Raw genomic sequence first — 22,818 nt, 5'->3', positions numbered from 1 at the left:
TCCTGATCGACCTGAGACCGGCGATGATCGCGTCTTATGATTCTGCGACCGGAACCAGCCGGAGGACGTCTGGTTCCTCGCCGGGACCTTCGGCGGCACCGTACGGCGGACATGCGCGCTACGGCCGCCACACGCTGACCGTCCACGGGTCCTCCGGTGGCTTCCGCGTCGGCGCCGACTACACGCTCATCGTCGGCACCGGGCGGCAGGCATGACCTGGCCGCCCTTCCGGCGAGATCCCGCGCGCGTCGCGCCGTAGGCCACTCGCGGGCGGGACGGTCAGACGGCCGAGGTGAGCTGGGCGTCCAGGCGGTAGCCGTCCACGGTCACGTAGACCGAGTCGCCGGGCCGCGCGTTCAGCCGCATCAGGACCGGCTGGAGCGAGTCGAACACCGGCTGCCGGTCGCGCCACACCAGCACGACGGCGTTGTCCCCCGGGCCGGTGACCGACAGCAGCGTCCCAGGACGCATGCCGAGCTGGGCGGCGTACCCCTCGGGGACCGCCACCGGCTCGCCGCGCAGATGACCGCTGGTGACGTCGATCCGCTGCCAGCGGCGCGGGTCGGAGGCCGGGCTGGAGGTCGGGCGGGGGTTCGGCACCAGATGCGGCCGGGGCACGCCCCCCGCGAGGTTGCCGCCCGCCAGGTTCCCGTTCGGATGGCCGCCCAGGTTCCCGTTCACGGTGCCGTTCAGGTTGCCGCTCGTGAGCGCGCTGAGCGCGGCGAGCGCGGTGGCGGCGTCGGGCCCGTTGTTGGCCTGCGAGGGGATCGGGACCCCGCCGCGGCCGTGGTGGTGCCCGTTCGCGCCCGGCGTACGGCGGGGCAGCGGCGCGGGCTTCGCCGTCTGGTCGGGGCCGTGCCGGGTGGGCAGGGAGCCGAATTCGGACGGGGAGCCCGGCTGCGGCATGGAGTCCAGCCACGCCTTGGCGGAGTGGGCGCGGATGCCGAGCTGGCCGAGCAGCTCCACGACGTCGGCGTCGGCGGGCTTGTTCGCCAGTAGCTGGCGGGTCTTCTCCCGCAGCCCCACCAGGTCGCCGACCACGAGCCAGCCGTCCTGCAGGCGGCGGTCGGGCATCAGCGTCACCAGCACCCGCCACAGCGGCGTGCCGAGGGCCGGGACCTCGATGGGGTGGGACGGGTCCGCCGCGATGAGCTGCTCCTGGGTGGCGGCGGCGCCCAGCCACTCGGTGAGCCCGAACAGATGGCCGGTGAGCGGCGCGGAGTCGGGGGAGCGCAGCCACAGCAGCACCCGCTCCTCGGCCGTGCGCTGGGCCTGGGAGAGCAGTTCGCGGTCCACGTTGAGGTTGTGCGCCAGCGTGCGCAGGCTCACCGGCTCGGCGGCGAACAGCCGCTCGGCGGCGACGGCCCTGGCGAGCGGGTCCCAGCCGCGGAAAAGGCCCTCGATCACCGCGACCATCGGGTGCGCGCTGAGGTCGGCCGGCTGCCGCTCCCGTGCCGCCTCGGCCGGCGGCTGGGCGGGGGCGGCCGCGGGTTGCGGCAGCGAGGCCCCGGACTGCCGGGCGAAGGGCTGGGTGGCGGGCTTGGCCGGCTCCGCGACAGGCGCCGGCGCGACGGGCGACGCGGCCGGTGACGGCGCGCCCTGCCCCGGCCGGGCGGGCGCCTGCCCCTGCTGCGCGGGTGTCTGGGCGGGCGTCTGAGCGGCCTGCCCGGGCGCCGGCGCGGTCGGCCGGGCGAACGGCTGCGAGGTGGTTCCCGGGGCGGCGACCTGCGGGAAGGGCTGAGAGGAGGGCCCGGCCTGGGGGAACGGCTGCGACGTCGTCCCGGGTGCGGCCTGCGGGAAGGGCTGAGAGGTGGTTCCGGGCGCGGCGGCCTGCGGGAAGGGCTGAGAGGTGGTTCCGGGCGCGGCGGCCTGCGGGAGGGGCTCGGAGGCGGGACCGGCGGGCGCCTGTGCCTGTGGCTGTGCCTGGGGTGCGGCCTCGCCCCCCGCGAGCGCCTGCGCGGACCGCCCGGACGCCAGCTCGCTCTCCAGGCGTCCGAACACCTCACGGAACACCGTGGTCAGGAGGACCTCGGGCGAGGCGGGGGCGGCCGGGGCCTGGAGATCGCACGGCGTCAGACGGCGCAGCCGGTACCACCCGCCGAGGTGGTTGACCACCGCGCGTACGGGATCGGGCCAGCCGGGCATGGCCGGGTCCACGGTGTGCACCTGGAGCGCCGGGAGCAGGTCGGTGAGGGGCAGGTGATCCCAGCGGCCGACGGCCAGGCGGGCGAGCCGCTCGCAGAGCCAGTCAACGCCGGTCGCCCGCATCGCGCGGCCGATCCCGACGGATGCCCACCAGCCGCCGGGCAGGCGCGGGTCGGCCAGCATCTCGGCCACCTGCTGAGGACGGCTCCAGCGCAGGGCCGGGACCAGGTCGCTCAGGCAGATCGTTGACTCGGCGTCCATCGGTATGACCGCACCCTCCCGAGAGTGACGCATGTTGCTAATGGTGCAGCTTACGCCGCAAACCAGCAATTGGTGTCAATAGGGTAAAGTTCCCAGGATCCGGCCGGGCGCCGACCTGCGCGACCGCCGCCGCGCCCGTCTCACACCCCTTGCGCAGGGCTTCCTCGGGTGTGCTCCCGGCCATCGAGGCGACCAGGAACCCCGCGGCGAACGCGTCTCCCGCGCCCGTCGAGTCGACCACCTCCGCCAGGGGCGCGGCCGCTCTGGCGACTATACGGCCATCGCGGGCCAGCAGGGCACCACCGGCCCCCAGCTTGACCACCGCCGTGCCGTAGTGGGCGCTGAGCGTGCGGGCCGCCGTCTCCGGATCCGCGGCGTCCGCGAGCAGCAGCGCCTCCTCCAGGTTGGGGATCACGACGCTCGCCGGGGCGGTCTCGCGGAGGAACCGCCCGGTGCCGAACGCGCGCAGCGGCCCGCAGGAGGCCGGATCGACGCTGACCGGGATCCCGCGCCGGGCGGCCTCGCGCATGGCGAGCCGCACGAGCTCCAGGCCCGGCTCGGCGAACATCGTGTACGCCGACAGGTGCAGATGCCCGACCCCGTCGAGCAGGTCGGGCGTCCAGTCGCCGACCCCGATGTGGCCGCTCGCCCCGCGGTTGGTGAGCATGGACCGCTCCCCGGTGGAGTCGACCATCGCGATCACGACGGCCGAGGGCCGTTCCGGGTCGATCCGCAGGTGCGGCCGGACCCCGGCCTTGGTCAGCTGGGCCTCGTGCCACTCGCCGGTGTCGTACCCCGCCCGCGCGAGCAGGCGGGTGTCGGCGCCGAGCCGGGCGGCCCAGGAGGCGGTGTTCGCCCCCGAGCCGCCCGGGCGCAACGCGATGTCGGCGGGCGTGTCGGTGCCGGTGGCCGCGGGGCCGTCGTGCAGCGCGACGACGTCGGTGACCACGTCGCCGATCACCAGCAGACCGCTCACCCGGCCGCCCAGGCGGCCGCGATCTCCCCGGCCAGGCGGGTGTTGCCGCGTACGGCCGCGAGGTTGGCCTCCAGCGACGCGCCACCCGTGCCCTCGACCAGGTATTCCAGCAGGAACGGGGTGATGGCCTGCCCGGTGATCCCGCGCTCCTCGGCGGCACGCAGGCCCTCCGCGAGCACCCGGTCGTGCAGGTCCGGGTCGAGCTGGAGCTCGGCCGGAACCGGGTTCGCCACGATCAGCGCCGTGTCCAGCCCGCCGAGCGCGTCCTGGGCCCGCATGACGCCGGCGGCCTCCTGCGGCGTCTCGATGCGCCAGTCCACCGGCTCACCGGAGCTGTGCAGGTAGAAGCCGGGGAACTCGTCGGTCCGGTAGCCGACGACGGTGACCTGCTTGGTCTCCAGCCGCTGGAGCGTCGCGGGCACGTCGAGGATCGACTTCACCCCGGCGCACACGACCGTGATCCTGGTGCGGCTGAGCGTGTCGATGTCGGCCGACTCGTCCTGCACCGTGGTCCAGCCGCGGTGGACGCCGCCGAGACCCCCGGTGGCGAACACCCGCACGCCCGCGCGGGCGGCCAGGAACGAGGTGCCCGAGACGGTCGTGGCACCGCTCAGCCCGAGCGCGGCGGCCGGGGCGAGGTCGCGGAAGCCGAGCTTGCGCAGGCCCGGCTCGGTCGCGATCCGCTCCAGCCCGTCCTTGTCCAGGCCCACCCGGGGGACGCCGTCCAGCACCGCCACCGTCGCCGGCACGGCCCCCGCCTGCCGGACGATGTCCTCCAGTTCGAGGGCGACCTGGAGGTTGCGGGGCTGGGGAAGCCCGTGGGAGATGATGGTGGACTCCAGGGCGACGACCGGACGGCCGGTGGCCAGCGCCTCTGCGACCTCATCGGAAACGCGCATGTCTCTCCTGTTTCCCGCTCACCATCGGGGCGCTCATACCCGCCTGGTCGTGCCGAAGGCGCGCCATGGGCGCTTCCCTCGTCGCGCTTGGTCGCTTCGCTCCCGCGCGCTCCTCAGTCCAGATCGGCGGCGCGCCCCTCCGGATCGCTCGGTTTTTTCGCACCAGCGGAAGATTGTCCGCTTCGGCATATTCTGCCCGAGTCATGCGGGGGATCTTGCGATACGTTGCGGGCGTCCGCCCAGGCCCACCAGCCATCCTCCCGTCACCCCCTCCGAGACCCTCCCACGCCCGCCGCCGCGACCCGCATCCGGACCGCACACAACCGCGACTCCGAGCCACGTACGACCCGGGAGAACGCTCCATGCCACGCTCGCACTACGACGTCGTCATCGCCGGCGCCGGGCACAACGGCCTCGTCGCCGCGGCCTACCTCGCCCGGGCGGGGCGCAGCGTGCTGGTCCTGGAACGCCTCGGCCACGTGGGCGGCCTCGCGGTGTCGGCCCGCGCGTTTCCCGGCGTGGACGCGCGGCTGTCGCGCTACTCCTACCTGGTCAGCCTGCTGCCCACGAAGATCGTTCAGGATCTCGGGCTGCGCCTCGACCTGCGCCGCCGCCGCTTCGCCTCCTACACCCCGGCCGGCGACACCGGCCTGCTCGTGGACAACGAGGACGCCGCGCGCACCGCCGCCTCCTTCGAGGCGGTGACCGGGGGGCGGCACGACCTGGCGGCCTGGGAGCGGTTCTACGGGATGACCGCCCACGTGGCCCGGCGGGTCGCGCCGACGCTGCTCGAACCGCTGCGCGGCCGTACGGCCCTGCGGAAGGTCGTGGGGGACGACGAGGCGTGGCGCGACCTGTTCGAACGGCCCGTCGGCGAGGTGGTGGACGAGCGCTTCGCCGACGACACCGTGCGCGGGGTCGTCCTCACCGACGCCCTGATCGGCACCTTCGCCGATCCGGCCACCGACCTGCTGGCCAACCGGTGCTTCCTCTACCACGTCATCGGCGACGGCACGGGCGACTGGAACGTGCCCGTCGGCGGCATGGGCGCGGTGACCACCGAGCTCGCCGAGGTCGCCCGGCGGCACGGAGCCGAGATCCGCACCGGCGCCGAGGTGCTGGCCATCGACCCGGGCACGGGAGAGGTCACGTTCGACGACGGCGCGGAGCACGCGGTGACAGCGGGGAAGGTGCTGGCCAATCTGCCGCCCGCCGTGCTCGCCCGGCTGCTCGGGGAGACACCCGAGCGGCCCGAGGGTGCTCAGCTCAAGATCAACATGGTGCTGTCGCGGCTGCCCCGGCTGCGGGACCCGGCCGTGGACCCCGCCGAGGCGTTCAGCGGCACCTTCCACATCAACGAGAGCCGCGATCAGCTCGCCGCGGCGTACGCGCAGGCCGCCGCGGGGAAGGTGCCGGACCTGCCGCCCGCCGAGGTCTACTGCCACTCGCTCACCGACCCCTCGATCCTCGGCCCGCGGCTGCGGGAGGCGGGGGCGCACACGATGACGCTGTTCGGCCTGCACATGCCGGCGCGCCTGTTCACGGACCCGGCGGCCAAGCGGGAGGCGCTGGCCCGCACGCTCGCCTCGATCGACTCCGTGCTCGCCGAGCCCATCGAGGACTGCCTGCTGCGCGCGCCCTCGGGCGAGCCCTGCCTGGAGGTCAAGACCCCGCTCGACCTGGAGCGGGACGCGGGCCTGCCCGGCGGCCACATCTTCCACCACGACCTGTCCTGGCCGTACGGCGAGGAGGGCGGCCACGGGGCTCGGCCCGCACAGTGGGGCGTCGAGACGGCGCACGAGCGGGTGCTGCTGTGCGGCGCGGGCGCCCGGCGCGGCGGCGGCGTCAGCGGCATCCCCGGTCACAACGCCGCGATGGCGCTCTTAACGGAACCTTCATGACGCTCGGGTAGCTTGTGCCGGTGCGTGAGGAACCGGCAAAACTACTGGTAGTGGACGACGAGCCCGCTCTCAGGGAGGCGTTGCGCAGCAGCCTGGAGTTCGAGGGCTACGCGGTCGAGACCGCCGCGGACGGGCTGACCGCGCTCGACCTCCTCGACCGCGCCGCACAGAACGGGGGAACGTACGACGGGGTCCTCCTCGACGTCATGATGCCCCGGCTCGACGGGCTGACGACCTGCCGGCGGCTGCGCGCCTCGGGCAACCGGCTCCCGGTCCTCATGCTGACCGCGCGCGACGCCGTCGGCGACCGCGTCTCCGGCCTGGACGCCGGGGCGGACGACTACCTGGTCAAGCCGTTCGAGCTCGACGAGCTGCTCGCCCGGGTGCGGGCGCTGCTGCGGCGCGGCGGGCAGTACGCGCAGAACGAGAGCGGCGGCGACGTCCTCGCCTTCGGCGACCTGCGCATGGACACCGTGAGCTGGGAGGTCACCCGGGCCGGCCGCAGGCTCGACCTCACCCGCACCGAGCACCTGCTGCTCGAACTGTTCCTCACCCATCCCCGGCAGGTGCTCACCCGCGAGCAGATCCTGCGAGAGGTGTGGGGATTCGACTTCGAGCCGTCGTCGAACTCGCTCGACGTGTACGTGATGTACCTGCGGCGCAAGACCGAGGCGGGCGGGCTGCCGCGCCTGATCCACACCGTGCGCGGCGTGGGCTACGTGCTGCGGCCGTCGCTGTGAGGCGGCGTTCGCTCCGGTCCCGGCTCACCCTGCTGATCGCGACGGCGGTCGCCCTGGCCGTCGCGGTGGCGGCGGCCGTGTGCTGGCTGCTCGTGCGCGGCGAGATGCGCGGCCAGATCGCCGGCTCGATCACGCACCTGCAGCCGCCGGCGCAACAGGTCGGGTTCGCGCTGCGCGACTGCGCCGGTCAGGGACGCAAGGAGGGCCACCCGAGGCCCGACTGGGACCCCTCCGGGCGCAGCTGGCAGGTCGTCCTGGCGGACGGCTCGGTGTGCGTCGCGTCCGGATCGGCGCAGGTGACGCCGACCGCGCGGGAGCGGGTGATGGCCGTCTCCGGCGGCCGGCCCGTGCTGCGCGACGCGGTCACCACGGACGGCACCTCCGTGCTCGTCTACACCTTCAGATATGAGCCGCGTCTCGGCGGCCCGCCGGGCGACGCCGCGCAGTTCCCGGAGCCGCCCCTGCCGCAGGGCCCGGTGACGGTCAGCGTGTTCCGCTCCACCGCCGAGATGGACCAGACGCTCCGCATCCTCGCCCTCGTCTTCGGCTCGGTCAGCGTGCTCGGCGTGCTCGGCGCCGCCGTGGCCGGTCTCTGGCTGGCCCGTACGGCGCTGCGCCCGGTGGAGCGGCTGACCCGCGCGGTCGAGCACGTGGCCAGGACGGAGGACCTGCGTGTGACGATCCCGGTGGAGGGGGAGGACGAGATCGCCCGCCTCAGCCGGTCGTTCAACACCATGACCGCCGCCCTGTCCAGCTCGCAGGAGCGCCAGCGGCGGCTCGTGGCCGACGCGGGACACGAGTTGCGCACCCCGCTGACGAGTTTGCGCACCAACATCGACCTGCTGCTGCGCAGCGAGAACACCGGCCGCGCCATCGAGCCCTCGGCCAAGCGGCGGCTGCTGGCGAACGTCAAGGAGCAGTTCGAGGAGATGTCGAGCCTCATCGGCGACCTGCTGGAGCTGTCGAGGAAGGCGGAGAGCGGCGAGCTGTCGTCCGACATCGACCTGCACGAGGTGGTGGCGTCGGCGGTCGAGCGGGCCAGGCGGCGCGGCCCCGGGCTGCGCTTCGACGTCGACCTGGAGCCGTGGCAGGTCCACGGGGACGCCCGGGGCCTGCAGCGGGCCGCGGTGAACGTGCTCGACAACGCCGTGAAGTTCAGCCCCCGCGGGGGGCTGGTGACCGTGCGGCTCAAGGGCGGCGTGCTGACCGTGCGCGACGAGGGCCCCGGCATCCCCGGGGACGAGCTGCCGCACGTCTTCGAGCGGTTCTGGCGCTCGCCGTCGGCGCGCAGCCTGCCCGGCTCGGGCCTCGGCCTGTCCATCGTGGCGCAGGCCGTACGGGACGCCGGGGGACGGGTCGCGATCGAGAACGCGCCGGGAGGCGGCACGCTCGCCACGGTCGAACTCCCCGGTGGCCCGCCCACCGCCTGACCTGCCTGGGCGGGGTCGGGTGCGTGGACGCCGGGGTCCGGCCGGGCCACTGCCGCCCGGGCGTCCGCGATCGGCCCGGATCCGCAGGTGAAGACCACTAGGGTGGTGGGTTAACGCGACGGGAACGACGGATGACGAGATCCCGCTCGCTCCACCAGGTGCCCAGCCCGTTCGGGAGACGCGACAGGATGACCAGCCCGAAGGCCACCGTCGACGTGGTGGTGCTCACCATGAACGACCGGCCCGAGCCGTTCGAACGGGCGATGGAATCCCTTCTGGCCCAGCGGGACGTCGATCTGCGTGTGGTCATCGTCGGCAACGGCGTACAGCCCGATCACGTGCCCGCCGGGGTCCGTACGGTGGTGCTGCCCGTCAACGAGGGCATCCCCGCCGGGCGGAACGCCGGCTCCGACGCCCTCGCCGGGCCGGACGCCGGCGAGTTCGTCTTCTTCCTCGACAACGACGCCGTCCTGCCCGCCACCGACACCCTCGCCCGGCTCGTCGCCGTCGCCCGCCGCCACACCCGGGCGGCCTACATCCAGCCGCGCATCGCCGACCCCGGCACCGGGGTCACGCTGCGCCGATGGGTGCCGCGCCTGCGCGCCGGCACGGTCACCCGGCCGGGCACCATCACCGTCATGGCCGAAGGCGTCGTCCTCATCCGCCGCGCCGACTACGAGCAGGCCGGGGGCTGGCCAGGCCACTTCTTCCTCTTCCACGAGGGCATCGACCTGAGCTGGCGGCTGTGGGACCTCGGACGCACCGGCTACTACGCGCCGGACGTCGTCATCCATCATCCCGCCACCGACCCCGCGAGGCACGCTCCCTTCTACCGCCTCGTCGCGCGCAACCGCGTGTGGCTCGCCTACCGCCGGCTGCCCGCCCCGCTCATTCCCGTCTATCTGGCCCTCTGGACCGTGGTCAGCGTCGCCCGGATTCGCTCCCGTGCGAACCTCGCCGTCTGGTTCCGGGGGCTGCGCGAGGGCCTGAAGGGCGGGCACGGGCAGCGCCGTCCCATGTCCTGGGCCACCGTGGCACGGCTCACCCGCGCGGGCCGCCCCCCGATCGTCTGACCGGAGCCTCTCGGGAGCGTTCTCATCCGGGGTTAATGAACGCCTCAGAGCCGTCCCATTCCGGCCCGCGAGCGTGGGCCCATGAGCGAGCGAATCGGTAAGCACAGTGCAATTCGCGCCGGCGTCATCGGCGCGCCTCCGGCGCGGCGCCACTCCGAGCCGTCAGGCGAGAAGACCGCATGAGCGAGCGAAGCGAGCGAATCAGTAAGCACAGGGCAATTTGCGAATGCAACTCCGAGCCGTCAGGCGAGGAGGCGGCATGAGCGAGCGAAGCGAGCGAATCAGTAAGCACAGTGCAATTTGCGAATGCAACTCCGAGCCGTCAGGCGAGGAGGCGGCATGAGCATGACGATGGTTTCCGGGCCGGCGGCGGGGGCGTCCCGCAGGACCCGCCTGGTCGAGGTCGTCGTCCCCGTGTACAACGAGGAGCGTGTCCTGGCCGCGAGCGTGGAGCGGCTGCACGCCTACCTGAGCGGCGACTTCCCGTACGGCTTCCGCGTGACGATCGCCGACAACGCGAGCACGGACGGCACGTGGACGATCGCCCGGCGGCTGGCCCGGGAGCTGCCGGGGGTGCGGGCCGTCCACCTCGACCAGAAGGGCCGGGGCCGGGCGCTGCGGCGGGTGTGGGAGTCCAGCGACGCCGACGTGGTCGGTTACATGGACGTGGACCTGTCGACCGACCTGGACGCGTTCCTCCCCCTGATCGCGCCGCTGATGACCGGCCACAGCGACCTGGCGATCGGGACCCGCCTGTCCCCGTGGTCCAACGTGGTGCGCGGCCCGAAGCGGGAGGTCATCTCCAGGTCGTACAACCTGCTGCTGCGCTCGCTCATGGGCGCGCGCTTCTCCGACGCGCAGTGCGGGTTCAAGGCGGCCCGCACCGAGGTCGTGCAGGCCCTGCTGCCCGCCGTCAAGGACGAGGCGTGGTTCTTCGACACCGAGCTGCTGCTGCTGGCCGAGCAGCACGGGCTGCGCATCCACGAGGTGCCGGTCGACTGGGTGGACGACCCCGACAGCCGGGTGGACATCGTCAGGACGGCCGTGGACGACCTCAGGGGCATGTGGCGGGTCGCCCGGGGGAGCCTCGCGGCCCCCGCGGCACCGCCGTCCCGGACGTCGGTGCGCACGCAGATCCCCGTCTTCGCGGTGATCGGGGCGATCAGCACGGCGGCGCACCTGGCGCTGTTCTGGATGCTGCGCTCGGTGCTGCCGCCCGTGGCGGCCAACGCGATCGCGCTGTTGGTCACCGCCGTCGCCAACACCGCGGCCAACCGCCGCTTCACCTTCGGCGTGCGGGGCCGGGCGGGCGCTCTGCGGCATCACCTCGGCGGGCTCGTCGCCTTCGTCGCCGGGCTCGCGCTGACCAGCGGGGGCCTGGCCGCGCTGCCCGGCGGCGCGTCACGGGCGGCCGAGCTCGCCGCCGTCGTCGTGGCGAACGGCCTGGCCACCCTGCTGCGCTTCCTGCTCCTGCGATCCTGGGTCTTCGCGCCCCGGAAGGACTCCCGATGACCCTCCTCGCCGCCGCGACTCAGACAAGCCACCGGACCCCGGCGGACAGGGTGACCCCGCTCCTGCGCTGGGGGAAGTGGGCCGTCCTCGTCCTCGCCGCCGTGCTCTACACGTGGGCGCTCGGCCGCAACGGGTACGCCAACGACTACTACGCCGCCGCGATCTACTCCGGCACGAAGAGCTGGAAGGCGTTCTTCTTCGGCGCGCTCGACGCCGGGTCGTACATCACGGTCGACAAGCCGCCCTTCGCGCTGTGGGTGATGGGCCTGCCGGCCCGGATCTTCGGGTTCGGCACGTGGAGCATGCTGCTGCCGCAGGCGGCGGCCGGCGTGGCGTCGGTCGCCCTGGTCCACTCCGCCGTACGGCGGGCGCTGCGCGGGCTCGACGCCCGTGCGGCCGGGGCCGCGGCCCTGCTGGCGGCGCTCGTCATGACGCTGACCCCCATCACCGTGGCCATCAACAGGGACAACAACCCGGACACCGTCCTGGTGCTGCTGCTGGTCGCGGCCGGATGGTTCTGCCTGGAGGCGATCCGCGCCGGGCGCCTGCGCACGCTGCTGGTCACCGCCGTGCTGGTGGGCCTCGCCTTCAACACCAAGATGCTCCAGGCGTACCTCGTGCTGCCGGCGTTCGCGCCGACCTTTCTCTACGCCGCGCCGGGCGCGTTCGTACGCCGGATCGGGCACCTCCTGGCCGCCGGGGCGGTCCTCGTGGTCACCAGCGCGTGGTGGATGGTCGTGGTCGACCGGTGGCCCGCGTCCTCGCGGCCGTACATCGGCGGCAGCACCGACAACACCGTCTGGGACCTGGTGATCGGTTACAACGGCCTGGGCCGGATCTTCGGCGGCGCGGGCAACGGCGGCGGCCCGGGCAGACTTCCCGCCGACGCCCCGGAAGGCGTGACACGCGCCTTCGGCGGCGGCATGGGCGGCGGCCCAGGCGGTGGCGCCGGTGGCGGCTTCGGCGGCGCGTCCGGCGCGGGCAGGCTGTTCAACGACGTCATGGCCGGGCAGATCTCCTGGCTGCTCCCGTTCGCCGCCGCGGCCCTCGTCTGCGGCCTCGTCCTGGTCGCCAGGCCGGGCCCCGAGCCGTCGAAGGCGACCGCGAGGAACGCGGTGCGCGCGTCGCTGCTGGTGTGGGGCGGCTGGCTCGTCGTGCACTACGCCGTCTTCAGCTTCTCCAGCGGCACCTTCCACCCGTACTACACGACCGCGATGGCCCCCGCGGTCGCCGCGCTGACCGGCATCGGCGGCGTGCTGATGTGGCGGACGGCACGCGCCTCGGCCGCCTGGCGGCTGATCCTGGCCGCCGCGGTCGCCGTGACCGGGGCCTGGTCGTTCGTCGTGCTGCGCCGTACGCCGGAGTTCGTGCCGTGGCTCGCCTGGGCCGTCGCGGGCGGCACGGTGGTCGCGGCGCTCGCCCTGGCGGTCACGGCGCTCGCGGGCCGCGGCACGGGGCGTGGCGGCCCGGCCGGGCGTGGGGGCCGGGCGGCCGCGCGGATCACGGCGGTAGCGCTGGCCGCGGCGGTCGCGGCCGGGCTGGCCGGTCCGGCGGCGTACGCGATGACGCCGCTGGGCGCGGCGGTGAACGGCACCAACCCCACGGCGGGGCCGTCGCAGGGCATGGGAGGACCGTTCGGCCGCGGCGGCCCCGGCGGTCCCGGCGGGCGGCAGGGCGGACGCGGCATGCGCGGGCCCGGCGGCCAGGTGGACGCCGCGATGGCGGCCTACCTGAAGCGGAACAAGGGCGGCGCCACCTGGCTGGTGGCGGTGGACAGCGCGCAGAGCGCGTCGTCGCTCATCCTGTCCACCGGCGAGCCGGTCATCGCGATGGGCGGGTTCACCGGGTCCGACCCGGCGATGACGGTCGACAAGCTGCAGCGGTACGTCGCCGAGGGGAAGCTCACGTACATCCTGATCGGCGACGGCGGTTTCGGACCCTCCCGCGGCGCGAGCTCGGACGTCACCGAATGGGTGAAGGCGCACGGCACGCAGGTCGAGCCCGCGGAGTACGGGGGCACGGACAGCGGCACGGACGGTGGCGGGTCCTCGCTGTACAAGCTGGGCTGACGGCGTTCGGCCGCCTCCTCAGCGGGTACGTGATGGGACTTCCGACCGACGAAAGGACGACCCCACATGGACACCGAGGGCTTCATCGCCCTGCTCAACGAGGACCTGGAGAGCGAGTACCGCTCGATCGTGCAGTACGTGCAGCACACGGCCACGATCAAGGGCGCGCAGTACCTGTCGATCATCGAGGAGCTCAAGCAGCACCTCGGCCAGGAACTCGACCACGCGAGCACGCTGGCCGAGCAGATCGACTTCCTCGGCGGCGTCCCGAGCGTCCGCGTTCCCGAGGTGCCGGTGGCGACCGACGGCGCCGACGCCCTCCGGCTCGACCTGGAGCTGGAGCAGGAGCAGTTGCGCCGCTACCGCGAGCGCGTGGAGCAGGCCCAGGAACTCGGCCTGAGCGACGTGGCCGAGGCGCTGCGCCCGCTGCTGCAGCAGACCCAGGACCACGTCATGGACCTGCAGACCGCCCTGGGGAAGTGACGGACGGCCGCAGGCGGAGTGAGGCGGGACGTCGCGGCCGGTGCCGCGCCGCGACGTCCGCATGCGGGTGCCGAGGAGGACACGGCAGGCTGTGCGCGTTCAGGACGAGCGGCGCTACGCGCTCTACGCGCCCGCGGGGCCGGTTCCACCGCCGCCGAACATCGTCGCCGCGGTCTCCTGGCCGATCGCCTGGTTCTCCGCGACGTAGGGCCGCAGCTCCGCCTCGTACGCGGTGAAGGCGGCCGCGTGGTCGCCGCCGGCCGAGGCCAGGGCGCGTGCCAGCGTCCGGGCGCCGATCAGCGCCTGTGAGGTGCCCATGCCGCTGGTCGGCGCGGCGCAGTACCCCGCGTCGCCGACCAGCGCGATCCGGCCCGACGACCAGCGGTCCAGGTGGACCTGGCAGGTCGAGGAGAAGTAGAAGTCGTCGGCCTCGCTCATCGCCTCCAGCAGGCGGGGCACCTGCCAGCCGCGCCCGGCGAAGGCGGCGCGCACCGCCTGCTCCTGCTCGTGCCTGGGCCGCCTGTCGAGTGCGGGAGAGGCGGTGGAGAAGGACAGACTGACCGTGAGCCGGTCGGCGTCGCCGGTGCTGAGCAGGAAGATCGCTGTGTCCTTGCCGTGCTGCAGGATCCCGCCGCGGCGCAGGCCGAGGTGGTTGGCGATGCTGAAGCCGGCGCCGGAGAGGCCCAGGTGCCGCAGCGCCTCGGCATGGGGGCCGAAGGCCAGCTGCCTGACCTTCGAATACACGCCGTCGGCGCCGAACACCAGGTCGAACTCGCGGGTGCCGCCGCGCTCGAACTCGACCGTCACTCCAGACCCGTGCTGCGTCAGTGCGCTGATCGAGTCGTCGAACACGTACTCCACGTCGCCGGCGGTGATGCGGTGCAGGATGCGGGTCAGCTCCCGCTTGGGCACTTCCAGCTCGCCGGCGAACGCCTCGGCGGGCAGGCGCCCGATCTCGTCGCCCTCCTCGTCGACCAGGACGGTGCCGCCCATCTTCGTGTCGTGTTCGCGGACCTCGGACTGCGCGGCATGGGAAACCGAGAGGATCTGCTGGCCGGTGCCAAGCGGTGCCTGATCGAGCGCGGCTGGGCGCACACGACCGTCCGCGACATCGCCGCTGCCGCCGGGGTCAGCCATGCCGCCATCGGCTACCACTTCGGCTCCAAGGACGCCCTGCTCACTCAGGCCCTGGTCGAAGCGGTCGACGAACTCTCCCAGGAACTCGCCTCTCGCGCCCCGTCCGGCAAACCCGAGGAGGGCTGGCAGGCGCTGATCGACAGCTTCACCACCCACCGGGCGTTGTGGGTGGCCCAGCTCGAGGCCGTGGTGCAGGCCGAGCGGTCACCGGAGGTGCGCGAACACCTCGCCAAGGGGCAGCGCGAGGGACGGGAGGGACTCGGCGGCTCGGTGCCGCTCGCCCTGCTGACCGGCCTGATGCTGCAGTGGCTGGTGGATCCTGACCGCGCTCCCAGCGGCGCGGAGGTGATCGCCGGGCTTCGCTCGCTCGCCGCCGAGCTCTGACCTGCTCAAGGCCCACAGGCCCGTCGGCGGCACCTCGCCGTGAGCGTACGGCGGGCGGATCAGCGCGGCCGGGCGTAGTCGTCGAGGGCGCGCACGATCAGCGCCCTCGCGTCGTCGCGGAAGGCCGCCACCTCGCAGAACTCCTCGAACGCCTGGGCGTAGAAGGCGACGTCCTCGGCGTCGCGAAGCAGCAGGTCCCTGGTCCTGGTCGCCACCCCGACCAGGCAGTCGTCGTAGATCCAGAACGAGTTCATCAGGGCGGACGGCAACTGCGCCTCGAACGGCAGCAGCCCGAACTCCACGTTCGGCAGCGTGGTCACCGCGATCAGCCGGTCGAGCTGGCCGCGCATCACGTCCGGCGGCGCGAGCCGGTAACGCAGCACCGCCTCCGGCATGACGAACCGGAACCGCCGGGCCGGGTCGTACAGGATCTCCTGGCGCCGCATGCGGACGCGGATGGCGTCGTCCACGTCGTCGGTGGACTCACGCACCCGCCTGACCTTGCCGAAGATGTGCCTGGCGTACTCGGTGGTCTGCAGCAGGCCGATCACCACGCCGGGCTCGAAGGCCCGGAACAGCCGGGTGCGCGCCTCCAGGTCGCGGACGTCCTCCTGCAGCGCGGCCAGGCCGTTCCTGTGCCGCTGCCGCCAGGAGTCCTGCCGCTCCAGCAGCCCGGCCGCCTGCCGGACCAGGCCGTCGATCGCCTGCGGATCGGCGTCCACCGCCTTCCCCCAGGCCGCCACGTCGTCCTCGGTGGCCGTCTGGCGGGCGTTCTCGATCCGCGAGACCTTCGACGGCTGCCAGCGCAGCCGCTCGGCGAGGTCCTTCCCGGACAGGCGGGCGTTCTCCCGCAACCGGCGTAGCTGGGCTCCCAGGTCCATGCGGGCCTGATGGAAACCGCTCATGCCCACCTCCGGCCGTGGTGCGGACCAAGGTAGACCCGGCACGCCTGATCACGCCAGAGGGCGGCCATCAGTCGTGATCAGGCAAGACCCGCCGGGCGATCTCGACGAGGAGTTCCCTCGGCACCTCGACCGCGGTCTCCCCGTCGAGCACATGGCGCAGGTCGGCGCGGGCCTCGCGGTCCACGACCTCCAGGCCCTGCACGACTATCGTGCCGCGGTCGGTCTCGTAGAGGGAGGGGCAGGCCCCCGCCTCCGACGTGGAGCCGAGAAAGCGCAATCGCATGTCCTTCTCTCCCGATTGGCGGCGATAGGGCGCAATCCTAGTCATGGGGGAACGGGCACGCACACGGCGCGAAGACGCTCGCCGAGCGCCTTCGCCTGGGCGTCCAGGAGCGGGCTGGCCGCCACGCCTCTGCCCAGGAGCCCGTGCACGACGAAGTTCAGCGCGTGCAGGTTCGGCAGCGAGAACCGCTCGATCGGGAGGTCGCCGACCTCCGGCAGCAGGTTCCTGAGCCGATCCACGGTCAGGAACGCCGCCAGCCACGGATACCGTGCGGGGTCGCGCACCCAGACGCCGAGGTTGGCGTCGCCGCCCTTGTCGCCCGAGCGGGCGCCGGCGACCGTGCCGAGCGGCGCGACCGGCCCGGCCGCCAGATCCCCGGCGTACGGCGGAATCGCGGTGCCGGCCGCGTCGCCGGGCGGCGGCCCGCCCGCCTGCTCGCCCAGCACAGGGCCGGACGGCGGCACGTGCGGCACCTCGACGCGGACTCCGTCCACGGTCACCACCGGGAGCACGGCCCGCGCGTCGACCGACGAGGGCCAGTAGACCCCGTAGGGGGAGGCGTCGCCGGGCGGCGTCAGACCGTAGAAGCCGGGATAGCTCGCCAGACCGGTCTCCACGACGGCGGAGGAGAACGCCCGCCCCGCCCTGCGCGGATCGGGATCCATGACCGTGATCCGCAGCAACGCGGTCCCGGCGTCGCCCGCGCCGAGGGGGGTGAGTTCCACGTGGACCTGCTCGAACGACTCGCGGGGGACACGGGCCCAGATCGCCTCCTGCGCGATCCGGGCCTTGGCCGCGATGTCGAGGCCGGTCAGCACGAGCGTCATCGTGTTGCGGTGGCCGCCGAGGTAGGTGACGGCGACCTTCAGCGTGTCCGGAGGTGGTTCGCCGCGCACGCCCGTGATCCTGACCCGGTCGGGGCCCTCCTGCTCCAGCCGGACCGTGTCGAACCGGGCGGTCACGTCCGGTCCGAGGTAGCGGGGCGAGGCGATCTCGTACAGCAGTTGCGCGGTCACGGTCCCGGTCGAGACCAGCCCGCCGGTGCCGGGGTGCTTGGTGATCACGCTCGACCCGTCGGCGTACAACTCGGCGATGGGGAAGCCGCAGTGGGCGAGGTCCGGGACCTCTCCGAAGAAGGCGTAGTTGCCGCCGGTCGCCTGGCAGCCGCACTCGATCACATGCCCGGCGACGACGGAACCGGCCAGCGGGTCGAGATCGCCCGGATCCCAGCCGAACCACCACATGCCGGGCCCGGTGACCAGCGCCGCGTCGGTGACCCGCCCGGTCACGACGACGTCCGCGCCGTGCTCCAGCGCCACGGCGATCGGCCGGCCGCCGAGGTAGGCGTTGGCGGTGAGCGGGGCCGCCCGCAGGGTCTCGCCGGTGTCCGCGTTGACCGGCGGTTCGGCCAGTGGCATGAGATCGTCGCCGGTGACGTGGGCGACGGCCGCGCGCAGCCCGAGCCGGTCGGCCAGGGCCGAGACCGCCTCGGCGCAGCCGGCCGGATCGAGGCCGCCCGCGTTGGCGACGACTCTGATGCCCCGGTCGAGGCAGGTGCCGAGGACCTGCTCCATCTGCGTGAGGAACGTACGCGCGTAGCCGGGGCGGCCCTTGAGCCGGTTGCCGGCGAGGATCGACATGGTGAGCTCGGCCAGCCAGTCGCCCGTCAGCACGTCGATCGGCCCGCCCTCGACCATCTCCTCGGCGGCCGACAGCCGGTCGCCGTAGAAGCCGCCGCAGTTCGCGACCCGCATCGGTCCCGGCCGTCCGGCCTCCGCCGTCATCGTCCCGCGTCTCCGGCCGGGGCCTCGGCGGGCACCCAGGCGGCGGGCCGTTTCTCCGCGAAGGCCCGGATGCCCTCCTGCCCCTCCTCCGAGGTGAAGCGCTCGGCCGACAGCGCGGCCATCGCGCGGAACCCCTCCTCGACCGGCAGCAGCGGCACCTCCCGCACGAGCCGCTTGGTGATCGACAGCGCCTCGGGGCCGCCGCGCAGCAGCATGCCGGTGTAGTGAGCCACGGTCGCGTCGAGGTCCTCCTCCGGGACGGCCCGGGTCAGCAGGCCGATCTCCACCGCGCGTCCGGCGCTGAAGACCTCTCCGGTGAGGAAATACTCGGCCGCGGCCCGGGGCTCCAGGCGCCGCAGGCAGGTGACCGCGATCATGGCGGGGACCACCCCGAGCCGCACCTCGGTGAAGGCGAACGACGCGGTCGCCGGGGCGACGGCGAAGTCGCAGGCCGCCACCAGGCCGAGGCCGCCCGCTCGCGCCGTGCCGTTCAGACGGCACACGACCGGCTTCGGGCTCTCCCAGATCCGCAGCATGATGTCGGGGAACGACGCGGTGACCGGCGCCCCTCCGCCGCGCTGCTCCTTCAGGTCGGCGCCCGCGCAGAACACCGGCCCCGCGCCGGTGAGCACGACGACCCGTACGGCGGGCTCGTCCAGCGCCCACGACAGGGCGTCGTCGAGCTGCCGCAGCAGCCGGGACGACAGGGCGTTGCGGTTGTGCGGCGAGTCGAGCGTGATCGTGGCCACGCCGCCCGCCTGCTCCCGGCGTACCAGCACCTCCTGGGGTTCGCTCACGGCTGGGTCGCCTCCCCGCCCGGATCCGCGCCCGTCCCGGTGCCGGAAGGAACGCCCGCGGCCATGCCCGGCCGCGGGCCGGTTCCCGTCCCCGGATGCCCGCCCGTGTCCGTTCCCGGCGGCGCGCCCGTCGCCGGGCTCGTCTCCGGCCTCGTCTCCGGCCTTGTCTCCGGGCGGCCCTCCGCGTCGGGGGCGTCGCCGCGATCCGGGGCCGAATCCGCACCGGCCGCCGCACCGGCCGCCGTGCCGGCTGCGGTCCCGGGCTGCGTCCCGGGCTCCGTCGCGGGCTCCGTCGCGGGCTCCGTTCCGGTGTCTTCCGCGTGCGGGCCGCCGTCCGGTTCCCGCGGCGGCGACGGCTCGATGACGGCGAGCGGCACGCCCGCCTCGACCTGCGCGCCCGGCGTCACGTGCAGCGCGGCCACCGTGCCGGAGGCGGGGGACACGATCAGGTGCTCCATCTTCATCGCCTCCAGCACGACCACCGGCTGCCCCGCCTCGACCACGTCACCGGGCTTGACCTCGACACGCAGGACCGTACCCGGCATCGGGGCGGGCAGTGCTCCCGGCGTCACGCGCGCGGCCGGTTCGGGCAGCCGCTCGACCGGGGTGAGCCGCACCGGGCCGAGCGGAGAGTCGACATGCACCGTGCCCGGGTGCACGCCGGGGTAGGCGGCCACCTCGAAGGCGTGCCGCAGGCCCGCCGTCTCCAGCACCACCCGGCCGGGTTCCGCCGCCACGAGCGTGACGTCCTCGAAGCCATCGGCCCGCAGCCCGTCCCTGGTCAGCCGGTAGGCGACCTCCAGGCGTCCGCCGTCCTCGGCGGAGAACACCGCTTGTTGCGGCTGGGAGGGGACGTTGCGCCAGCCGCTCGGCAGCCCGCCCAGCACGCCGCCGCGCCGGGCGGCCGCGCGGCCGGCCGCCGCCCCGGCCAGCGCCGCCGCGAGCGCGGACAGCCGCACGGCCTCGGGACCGGCGAGCGGGGCCGGTGCGGGATGCCGGTCGAGGAAGCCGGTGTCGAGCGCCCCGGACAGGAAGTCCGGGTGCCGCAGCACTCCCACGAGCAGGTCGCGGTTGGTCGTCAGCCCGTGGATGCGCGCCCGCGCGAGCGCGTCCGCCAGCCGCCGGGCCGCCTCCGCCCGGTCCCGGCCGTACGAGACGACCTTGGCCAGCATCGGGTCGTAGTGGACGCCCACCTCCGAGCCGGAGAGCACTCCCGAGTCGAGCCGCAGCCGTGCCCCGAGTCCGAACTCGCCGTCCACGCCGGGGATCTCGAAACGGTGCAGCACACCGCTCTGCGGGCGGCCCCCGGAGTCCTCCGCGTACAGGCGGGCCTCGATCGCGTGACCGACCGGGCTCGGCGGCAGCGCGGCGAGATGGGCGCCCTCGGCCACCTCGATCTGCAGCCGGACCAGGTCGACCCCGTAGACGCATTCGGTGACCGGGTGCTCCACCTGGAGGCGGGTGTTCATCTCCAGGAAGAAGAAGCCCTCGTCCGACAGCAGGAACTCGACGGTGCCCGCGCCCTGGTAGCCGATCGCGCGGGCGGCCCGGATCGCCGCCTCGCTCAGCTCGCGGCGCAGTTCGGGGGTGACCGCGGGAGAGGGGGCCTCCTCGATCACCTTCTGGTGGCGGCGCTGGATCGAGCACTCGCGCTCGCCGAGCGCCCAGACCGTGCCGTGGGCGTCGGCGAGGATCTGCACCTCGATGTGGCGGGCGCCCTCCAGCAGCGGCTCGGCGAACAGCGTCCCGTCGCCGAAGGCCGACAGCGCCTCCCGCCGGGCCGACTCGACGGCCCCGGCCAGATCGGCGGGATCGCGCACCACCCGCATGCCGCGCCCGCCGCCGCCCGCCGACGCCTTGACCAGCACGGGAGCCGCTATCTCCACCGGGCCGTCCGGGGACAGCGGGATGGTCGGCAGGACCGGCACGCCGGCCTCCGCCATCAGCGCCTTGGCCTCGATCTTCCTGCCCATGGCGGCGACGGCCTCGGGGGAGGGGCCGATCCAGGTCAGCCCGGCGTCCAGCACGGCGCGGGCGAAGCCGGCGTTCTCCGACAGGAAGCCGTATCCGGGATGGACCGCGTCGGCACCCGACCTCCGGGCCGCCTCGACGATCCGCTCCGGATCGAGGTACGCCAGGGGGGCGCCCAGCCGTACGGCCTGGTCGGCCTCGGCGGTGTGCGGGGCGGACGCGTCGGCGTCGGTGAAGACGGCGACGGTCTCGATTCCCAGCTCCCGGCAGGTGCGGAAGACCCGGCGGGCGATCTCCCCGCGGTTCGCGACCAGCAGCCGCCCGATCATGACCCCTCACCCCCGTCGATCTGCGTGAACCCGGTGCCGATGAACACGGTGCCGATGAGCATGCCGGTCACATCCGGAAGACGCCGTAGCCGGCCCGGCGGGCGTCCGGCGCTCCCGCCACCGCCGACAGGCACAGCCCGAGCACCGTACGGGTGTCGCGGGGGTCGATGACCCCGTCGTCGTACAGCCGGCCGGACAGGAAGAACGCCGCCGACTCCGACTCGATCTGCGCCTCGACCGCCGCGCGCATCGCCGCGTCGGCCTCCTCGTCGTAGACCTGCCCCCGCGCCTGGGCGGCGGCCCGGCCCACGATCGACATGACGCCCGCGAGCTGGGCCGGCCCCATGACGGCCGACTTGGCGCTCGGCCAGCTGAACAGGAAGCGGGGGTCGTAGGCCCGCCCGCACATGCCGTAGTTGCCCGCGCCATAGGAGGCGCCCATGACGATCGTGATGTGCGGCACGGTCGAGTTGGCCACCGCGTTGATCATCAGGGCGCCGTGTTTGATGATGCCGCTCTGCTCGTACTCCCTGCCGACCATGTACCCCGTGGTGTTCTGCAGGAAGACCAGCGGCGTACGCGACTGGTTCGCGAGCTGGATGAACTGGGCGGCCTTCTGGGACTCCGCGCCGAACAGCACGCCGCTCGCGTTGGCGAGGACCCCGACCGGGTGGCCGTGGACGCTCGCCCACCCGGTGACCAGGCTCGGCCCGTAGAGCGGCTTGAACTCGTCGAAGTCGCTGCCGTCCACCACCCGGGCGAGGACCTCGCGGGGGTCGAAGGGGACCTTCAGGTCCTCCGGCACGATCCCCAGCAGTTCGTCCTCGTCGTACAGCGGAGCCGCGTAGCCGGGGTCGGGAACGTTCCCGCTCTTGCGCCAGTTGAGCCGCCGCACGATGCGCCGGCCGATCCGCAGCGCGTCGTACTCGTCGGTGGCGAGGTGGTCGGCCAGTCCGGAGGCCCGCGCGTGCATCTCCGCGCCGCCCAGCGACTCGTCGTCGGACTCCTCGCCGGTCGCCATCTTCACCAGGGGCGGGCCGCCGAGGAACACCTTGGCCCGCTCCCGCACCATGACGACGTGGTCGCTCAGGCCCGGCACGTACGCGCCGCCCGCGGTGGCGTTGCCGAAGACCAGCGCGATCGTCGGGACGCCTTCGGCCGACAGCCGGGTCAGGTCGCGGAAGACCTGGCCACCGGGGATGAAGATGTCCTTCTGCGACGGCAGGTCCGCGCCGCCCGACTCCACCAGGTTCACGTACGGCATCCGGTTGCGCAGCGCGATCTCGGCGGCGCGCAGCGTCTTGCGCAGCGTCCAGGGGTTGGACGCGCCGCCGCGCACGGTCGGGTCGCTGGCCGTGACGACGCACTCGACGCCCTCGATCACCCCGATGCCGGTCACGACGCTCGCGCCGACGGGATACTCGGTGCCCCAGGCCGCCAGCGGGGACAGCTCCAGGAACGGCGAGTCGGGGTCGACGAGCAGTTCGATCCGCTCGCGGGGGAGCAGCTTGCCGCGCTCCCGGTGCCGTCGGACGTACTTGGGCCCGCCTCCGGCGACGGCCTTGGCGTGCTCGGCCTCGAGCTCGGCGAGCTTCGCCAGCATGGCCTCGCGCCGCGTTCCGTACTCGCCGCTGGAGGTGTCCAGCCGGCTGACGAGCACCGTCATGGCACCACCGAACCGAGTTCTGTCACCTGATGATCCTCCGTGGTGAGCCGCCGTCACGTCAACGAGCCGGGTC

18 protein-coding genes are annotated in these 22,818 nt (G+C 73.8%); 8 read left to right on the top strand and 10 right to left on the bottom strand.

The genetic code is table 11. The features are described 5' to 3' along the window. Nucleotides 1-279: 279 nt before the first annotated feature. Genes HHX35_RS14480 through HHX35_RS14470 form a run of 3 tightly spaced genes read right to left on the bottom strand, consistent with a single transcriptional unit; the run spans nucleotide 280 to nucleotide 4,281 of the window. On the bottom strand, nucleotides 280-2,406 hold the full coding sequence (locus tag HHX35_RS14480) for a hypothetical protein (protein WP_182899319.1): 2,127 nt from the start codon (nucleotides 2,404-2,406) through the stop codon (nucleotides 280-282). A 37-nt stretch (nucleotides 2,407-2,443) separates the two neighbouring features. Further along, complete coding sequence (locus tag HHX35_RS14475) at nucleotides 2,444-3,382, bottom strand: carbohydrate kinase family protein (RefSeq protein ID WP_182899318.1); 939 nt, start codon at nucleotides 3,380-3,382, stop codon at nucleotides 2,444-2,446. Next, nucleotides 3,379-4,281, bottom strand: a complete 903-nt coding sequence (locus HHX35_RS14470) for a pseudouridine-5'-phosphate glycosidase (protein WP_182899317.1) — start codon at nucleotides 4,279-4,281, stop codon at nucleotides 3,379-3,381. Before HHX35_RS14470 ends, HHX35_RS14475 begins: the two co-directional genes overlap by 4 nt. Before the next feature lie 362 nt (nucleotides 4,282-4,643). Between HHX35_RS14470 and HHX35_RS14465 the strand changes: the two genes are divergently transcribed. From HHX35_RS14465 to HHX35_RS14435, 7 genes are all read left to right on the top strand, one after another. Continuing rightward, entirely contained in the window at nucleotides 4,644-6,182 is a 1,539-nt protein-coding gene (locus HHX35_RS14465) for an NAD(P)/FAD-dependent oxidoreductase (RefSeq protein WP_182899316.1), read from the top strand. Nucleotides 6,183-6,202: 20 nt separating this feature from the next. Beyond that, on the top strand, nucleotides 6,203-6,922 hold the full coding sequence (locus HHX35_RS14460; RefSeq protein ID WP_182899315.1) for a response regulator transcription factor: 720 nt from the start codon (nucleotides 6,203-6,205) through the stop codon (nucleotides 6,920-6,922). Then, complete coding sequence (locus HHX35_RS14455) at nucleotides 6,919-8,352, top strand: cell wall metabolism sensor histidine kinase WalK (RefSeq protein ID WP_182899314.1); 1,434 nt, start codon at nucleotides 6,919-6,921, stop codon at nucleotides 8,350-8,352. The genes HHX35_RS14460 and HHX35_RS14455 overlap by 4 nt, the downstream gene beginning before the upstream one ends. Before the next feature lie 131 nt (nucleotides 8,353-8,483). After that, complete coding sequence (locus HHX35_RS14450; protein WP_220505377.1) at nucleotides 8,484-9,425, top strand: glycosyltransferase family 2 protein; 942 nt, start codon at nucleotides 8,484-8,486, stop codon at nucleotides 9,423-9,425. Between the two features lie 339 nt (nucleotides 9,426-9,764). Further along, entirely contained in the window at nucleotides 9,765-10,937 is a 1,173-nt protein-coding gene (locus HHX35_RS14445) for a bifunctional glycosyltransferase family 2/GtrA family protein (RefSeq protein WP_182899313.1), read from the top strand. After that, entirely contained in the window at nucleotides 10,934-13,006 is a 2,073-nt protein-coding gene (locus tag HHX35_RS14440) for a glycosyltransferase family 39 protein (RefSeq protein ID WP_182899312.1), read from the top strand. Before HHX35_RS14445 ends, HHX35_RS14440 begins: the two co-directional genes overlap by 4 nt. 66 nt (nucleotides 13,007-13,072) lie before the next feature. Further along, on the top strand, nucleotides 13,073-13,489 hold the full coding sequence (locus HHX35_RS14435; protein ID WP_139574893.1) for a bacterioferritin: 417 nt from the start codon (nucleotides 13,073-13,075) through the stop codon (nucleotides 13,487-13,489). A gap of 123 nt (nucleotides 13,490-13,612) precedes the next feature. Here the strand turns inward: HHX35_RS14435 and HHX35_RS14430 are convergent, their stop codons facing one another. Then, nucleotides 13,613-14,482 (bottom strand): FAD-dependent monooxygenase, encoded by an 870-nt coding sequence (locus HHX35_RS14430; RefSeq protein WP_220505376.1) that lies wholly within the window; start codon nucleotides 14,480-14,482, stop codon nucleotides 13,613-13,615. A gap of 9 nt (nucleotides 14,483-14,491) precedes the next feature. On the opposite strand from HHX35_RS14430, the gene HHX35_RS14425 reads away from it, so the two are divergent. Beyond that, nucleotides 14,492-15,010 carry a TetR family transcriptional regulator gene (locus tag HHX35_RS14425; protein ID WP_310739089.1) on the top strand — a complete coding sequence of 173 codons (519 nt, stop codon included), beginning with the start codon at nucleotides 14,492-14,494 and terminating at the stop codon, nucleotides 15,008-15,010. Nucleotides 15,011-15,069: 59 nt separating this feature from the next. Here HHX35_RS14425 and HHX35_RS14420 read toward each other — a convergent pair whose 3' ends face one another. The 6 genes from HHX35_RS14420 to HHX35_RS14395 all read right to left on the bottom strand — a co-directional run bounded on the left by HHX35_RS14420 (nucleotide 15,070) and on the right by HHX35_RS14395 (nucleotide 22,745). Then, a complete protein-coding gene (locus HHX35_RS14420) occupies nucleotides 15,070-15,915 on the bottom strand; it encodes a helix-turn-helix transcriptional regulator (RefSeq protein WP_182899309.1) in 846 nt (281 codons plus the stop codon). 67 nt (nucleotides 15,916-15,982) lie between these two features. Next, nucleotides 15,983-16,198, bottom strand: coding sequence for a hypothetical protein (locus HHX35_RS14415; RefSeq protein ID WP_139574895.1), 216 nt, complete (start codon nucleotides 16,196-16,198; stop codon nucleotides 15,983-15,985). Nucleotides 16,199-16,239: 41 nt separating this feature from the next. Then, nucleotides 16,240-17,982, bottom strand: coding sequence for an acyclic terpene utilization AtuA family protein (locus tag HHX35_RS14410; protein ID WP_182899308.1), 1,743 nt, complete (start codon nucleotides 17,980-17,982; stop codon nucleotides 16,240-16,242). Then, the gene (locus tag HHX35_RS14405) at nucleotides 17,979-18,779 is read right to left on the bottom strand and encodes an enoyl-CoA hydratase-related protein (protein ID WP_182899307.1); all 801 of its coding nucleotides are present in this window, start codon (nucleotides 18,777-18,779) and stop codon (nucleotides 17,979-17,981) included. The genes HHX35_RS14410 and HHX35_RS14405 overlap by 4 nt, the downstream gene beginning before the upstream one ends. Then, nucleotides 18,776-21,079: a biotin carboxylase N-terminal domain-containing protein gene (locus HHX35_RS14400; protein ID WP_182899306.1), complete on the bottom strand. Its 2,304-nt coding sequence runs from the start codon at nucleotides 21,077-21,079 to the stop codon at nucleotides 18,776-18,778. Before HHX35_RS14400 ends, HHX35_RS14405 begins: the two co-directional genes overlap by 4 nt. Nucleotides 21,080-21,146: 67 nt before the next feature. Further along, nucleotides 21,147-22,745, bottom strand: a complete 1,599-nt coding sequence (locus HHX35_RS14395) for an acyl-CoA carboxylase subunit beta (RefSeq protein ID WP_182899305.1) — start codon at nucleotides 22,743-22,745, stop codon at nucleotides 21,147-21,149. Between the last annotated feature and the right edge of the window lie 73 nt (nucleotides 22,746-22,818).

Origin of the sequence: Microbispora sp. H10830 (assembly GCF_014161375.1) — a bacterium.
In the GTDB taxonomy this organism is placed as follows: domain Bacteria; phylum Actinomycetota; class Actinomycetes; order Streptosporangiales; family Streptosporangiaceae; genus Microbispora; species Microbispora catharanthi.
This window is presented reverse-complemented; position numbering and strand designations above follow the sequence as displayed.

What these genes read in the sequence shown, in the direction of transcription:
- HHX35_RS14480 (WP_182899319.1), bottom strand. Translation starts at nt 2,406, where the DNA reads ATGGACGCCGAGTCAACGATCTGCCTGAGCGACCTGGTCCCGGCCCTG.
- HHX35_RS14470 (WP_182899317.1), bottom strand. Translation starts at nt 4,281, where the DNA reads ATGCGCGTTTCCGATGAGGTCGCAGAGGCGCTGGCCACCGGCCGTCCG.
- HHX35_RS14465 (WP_182899316.1), top strand. Translation starts at nt 4,644, where the DNA reads ATGCCACGCTCGCACTACGACGTCGTCATCGCCGGCGCCGGGCACAAC.
- HHX35_RS14450 (WP_220505377.1), top strand. Translation starts at nt 8,484, where the DNA reads ATGACGAGATCCCGCTCGCTCCACCAGGTGCCCAGCCCGTTCGGGAGA.
- HHX35_RS14445 (WP_182899313.1), top strand. Translation starts at nt 9,765, where the DNA reads ATGAGCATGACGATGGTTTCCGGGCCGGCGGCGGGGGCGTCCCGCAGG.
- HHX35_RS14440 (WP_182899312.1), top strand. Translation starts at nt 10,934, where the DNA reads ATGACCCTCCTCGCCGCCGCGACTCAGACAAGCCACCGGACCCCGGCG.
- HHX35_RS14435 (WP_139574893.1), top strand. Translation starts at nt 13,073, where the DNA reads ATGGACACCGAGGGCTTCATCGCCCTGCTCAACGAGGACCTGGAGAGC.
- HHX35_RS14430 (WP_220505376.1), bottom strand. Translation starts at nt 14,482, where the DNA reads ATGGGCGGCACCGTCCTGGTCGACGAGGAGGGCGACGAGATCGGGCGC.
- HHX35_RS14420 (WP_182899309.1), bottom strand. Translation starts at nt 15,915, where the DNA reads ATGAGCGGTTTCCATCAGGCCCGCATGGACCTGGGAGCCCAGCTACGC.
- HHX35_RS14415 (WP_139574895.1), bottom strand. Translation starts at nt 16,198, where the DNA reads ATGCGATTGCGCTTTCTCGGCTCCACGTCGGAGGCGGGGGCCTGCCCC.
- HHX35_RS14410 (WP_182899308.1), bottom strand. Translation starts at nt 17,982, where the DNA reads ATGACGGCGGAGGCCGGACGGCCGGGACCGATGCGGGTCGCGAACTGC.
- HHX35_RS14400 (WP_182899306.1), bottom strand. Translation starts at nt 21,079, where the DNA reads ATGATCGGGCGGCTGCTGGTCGCGAACCGCGGGGAGATCGCCCGCCGG.
- HHX35_RS14395 (WP_182899305.1), bottom strand. Translation starts at nt 22,745, where the DNA reads ATGACGGTGCTCGTCAGCCGGCTGGACACCTCCAGCGGCGAGTACGGA.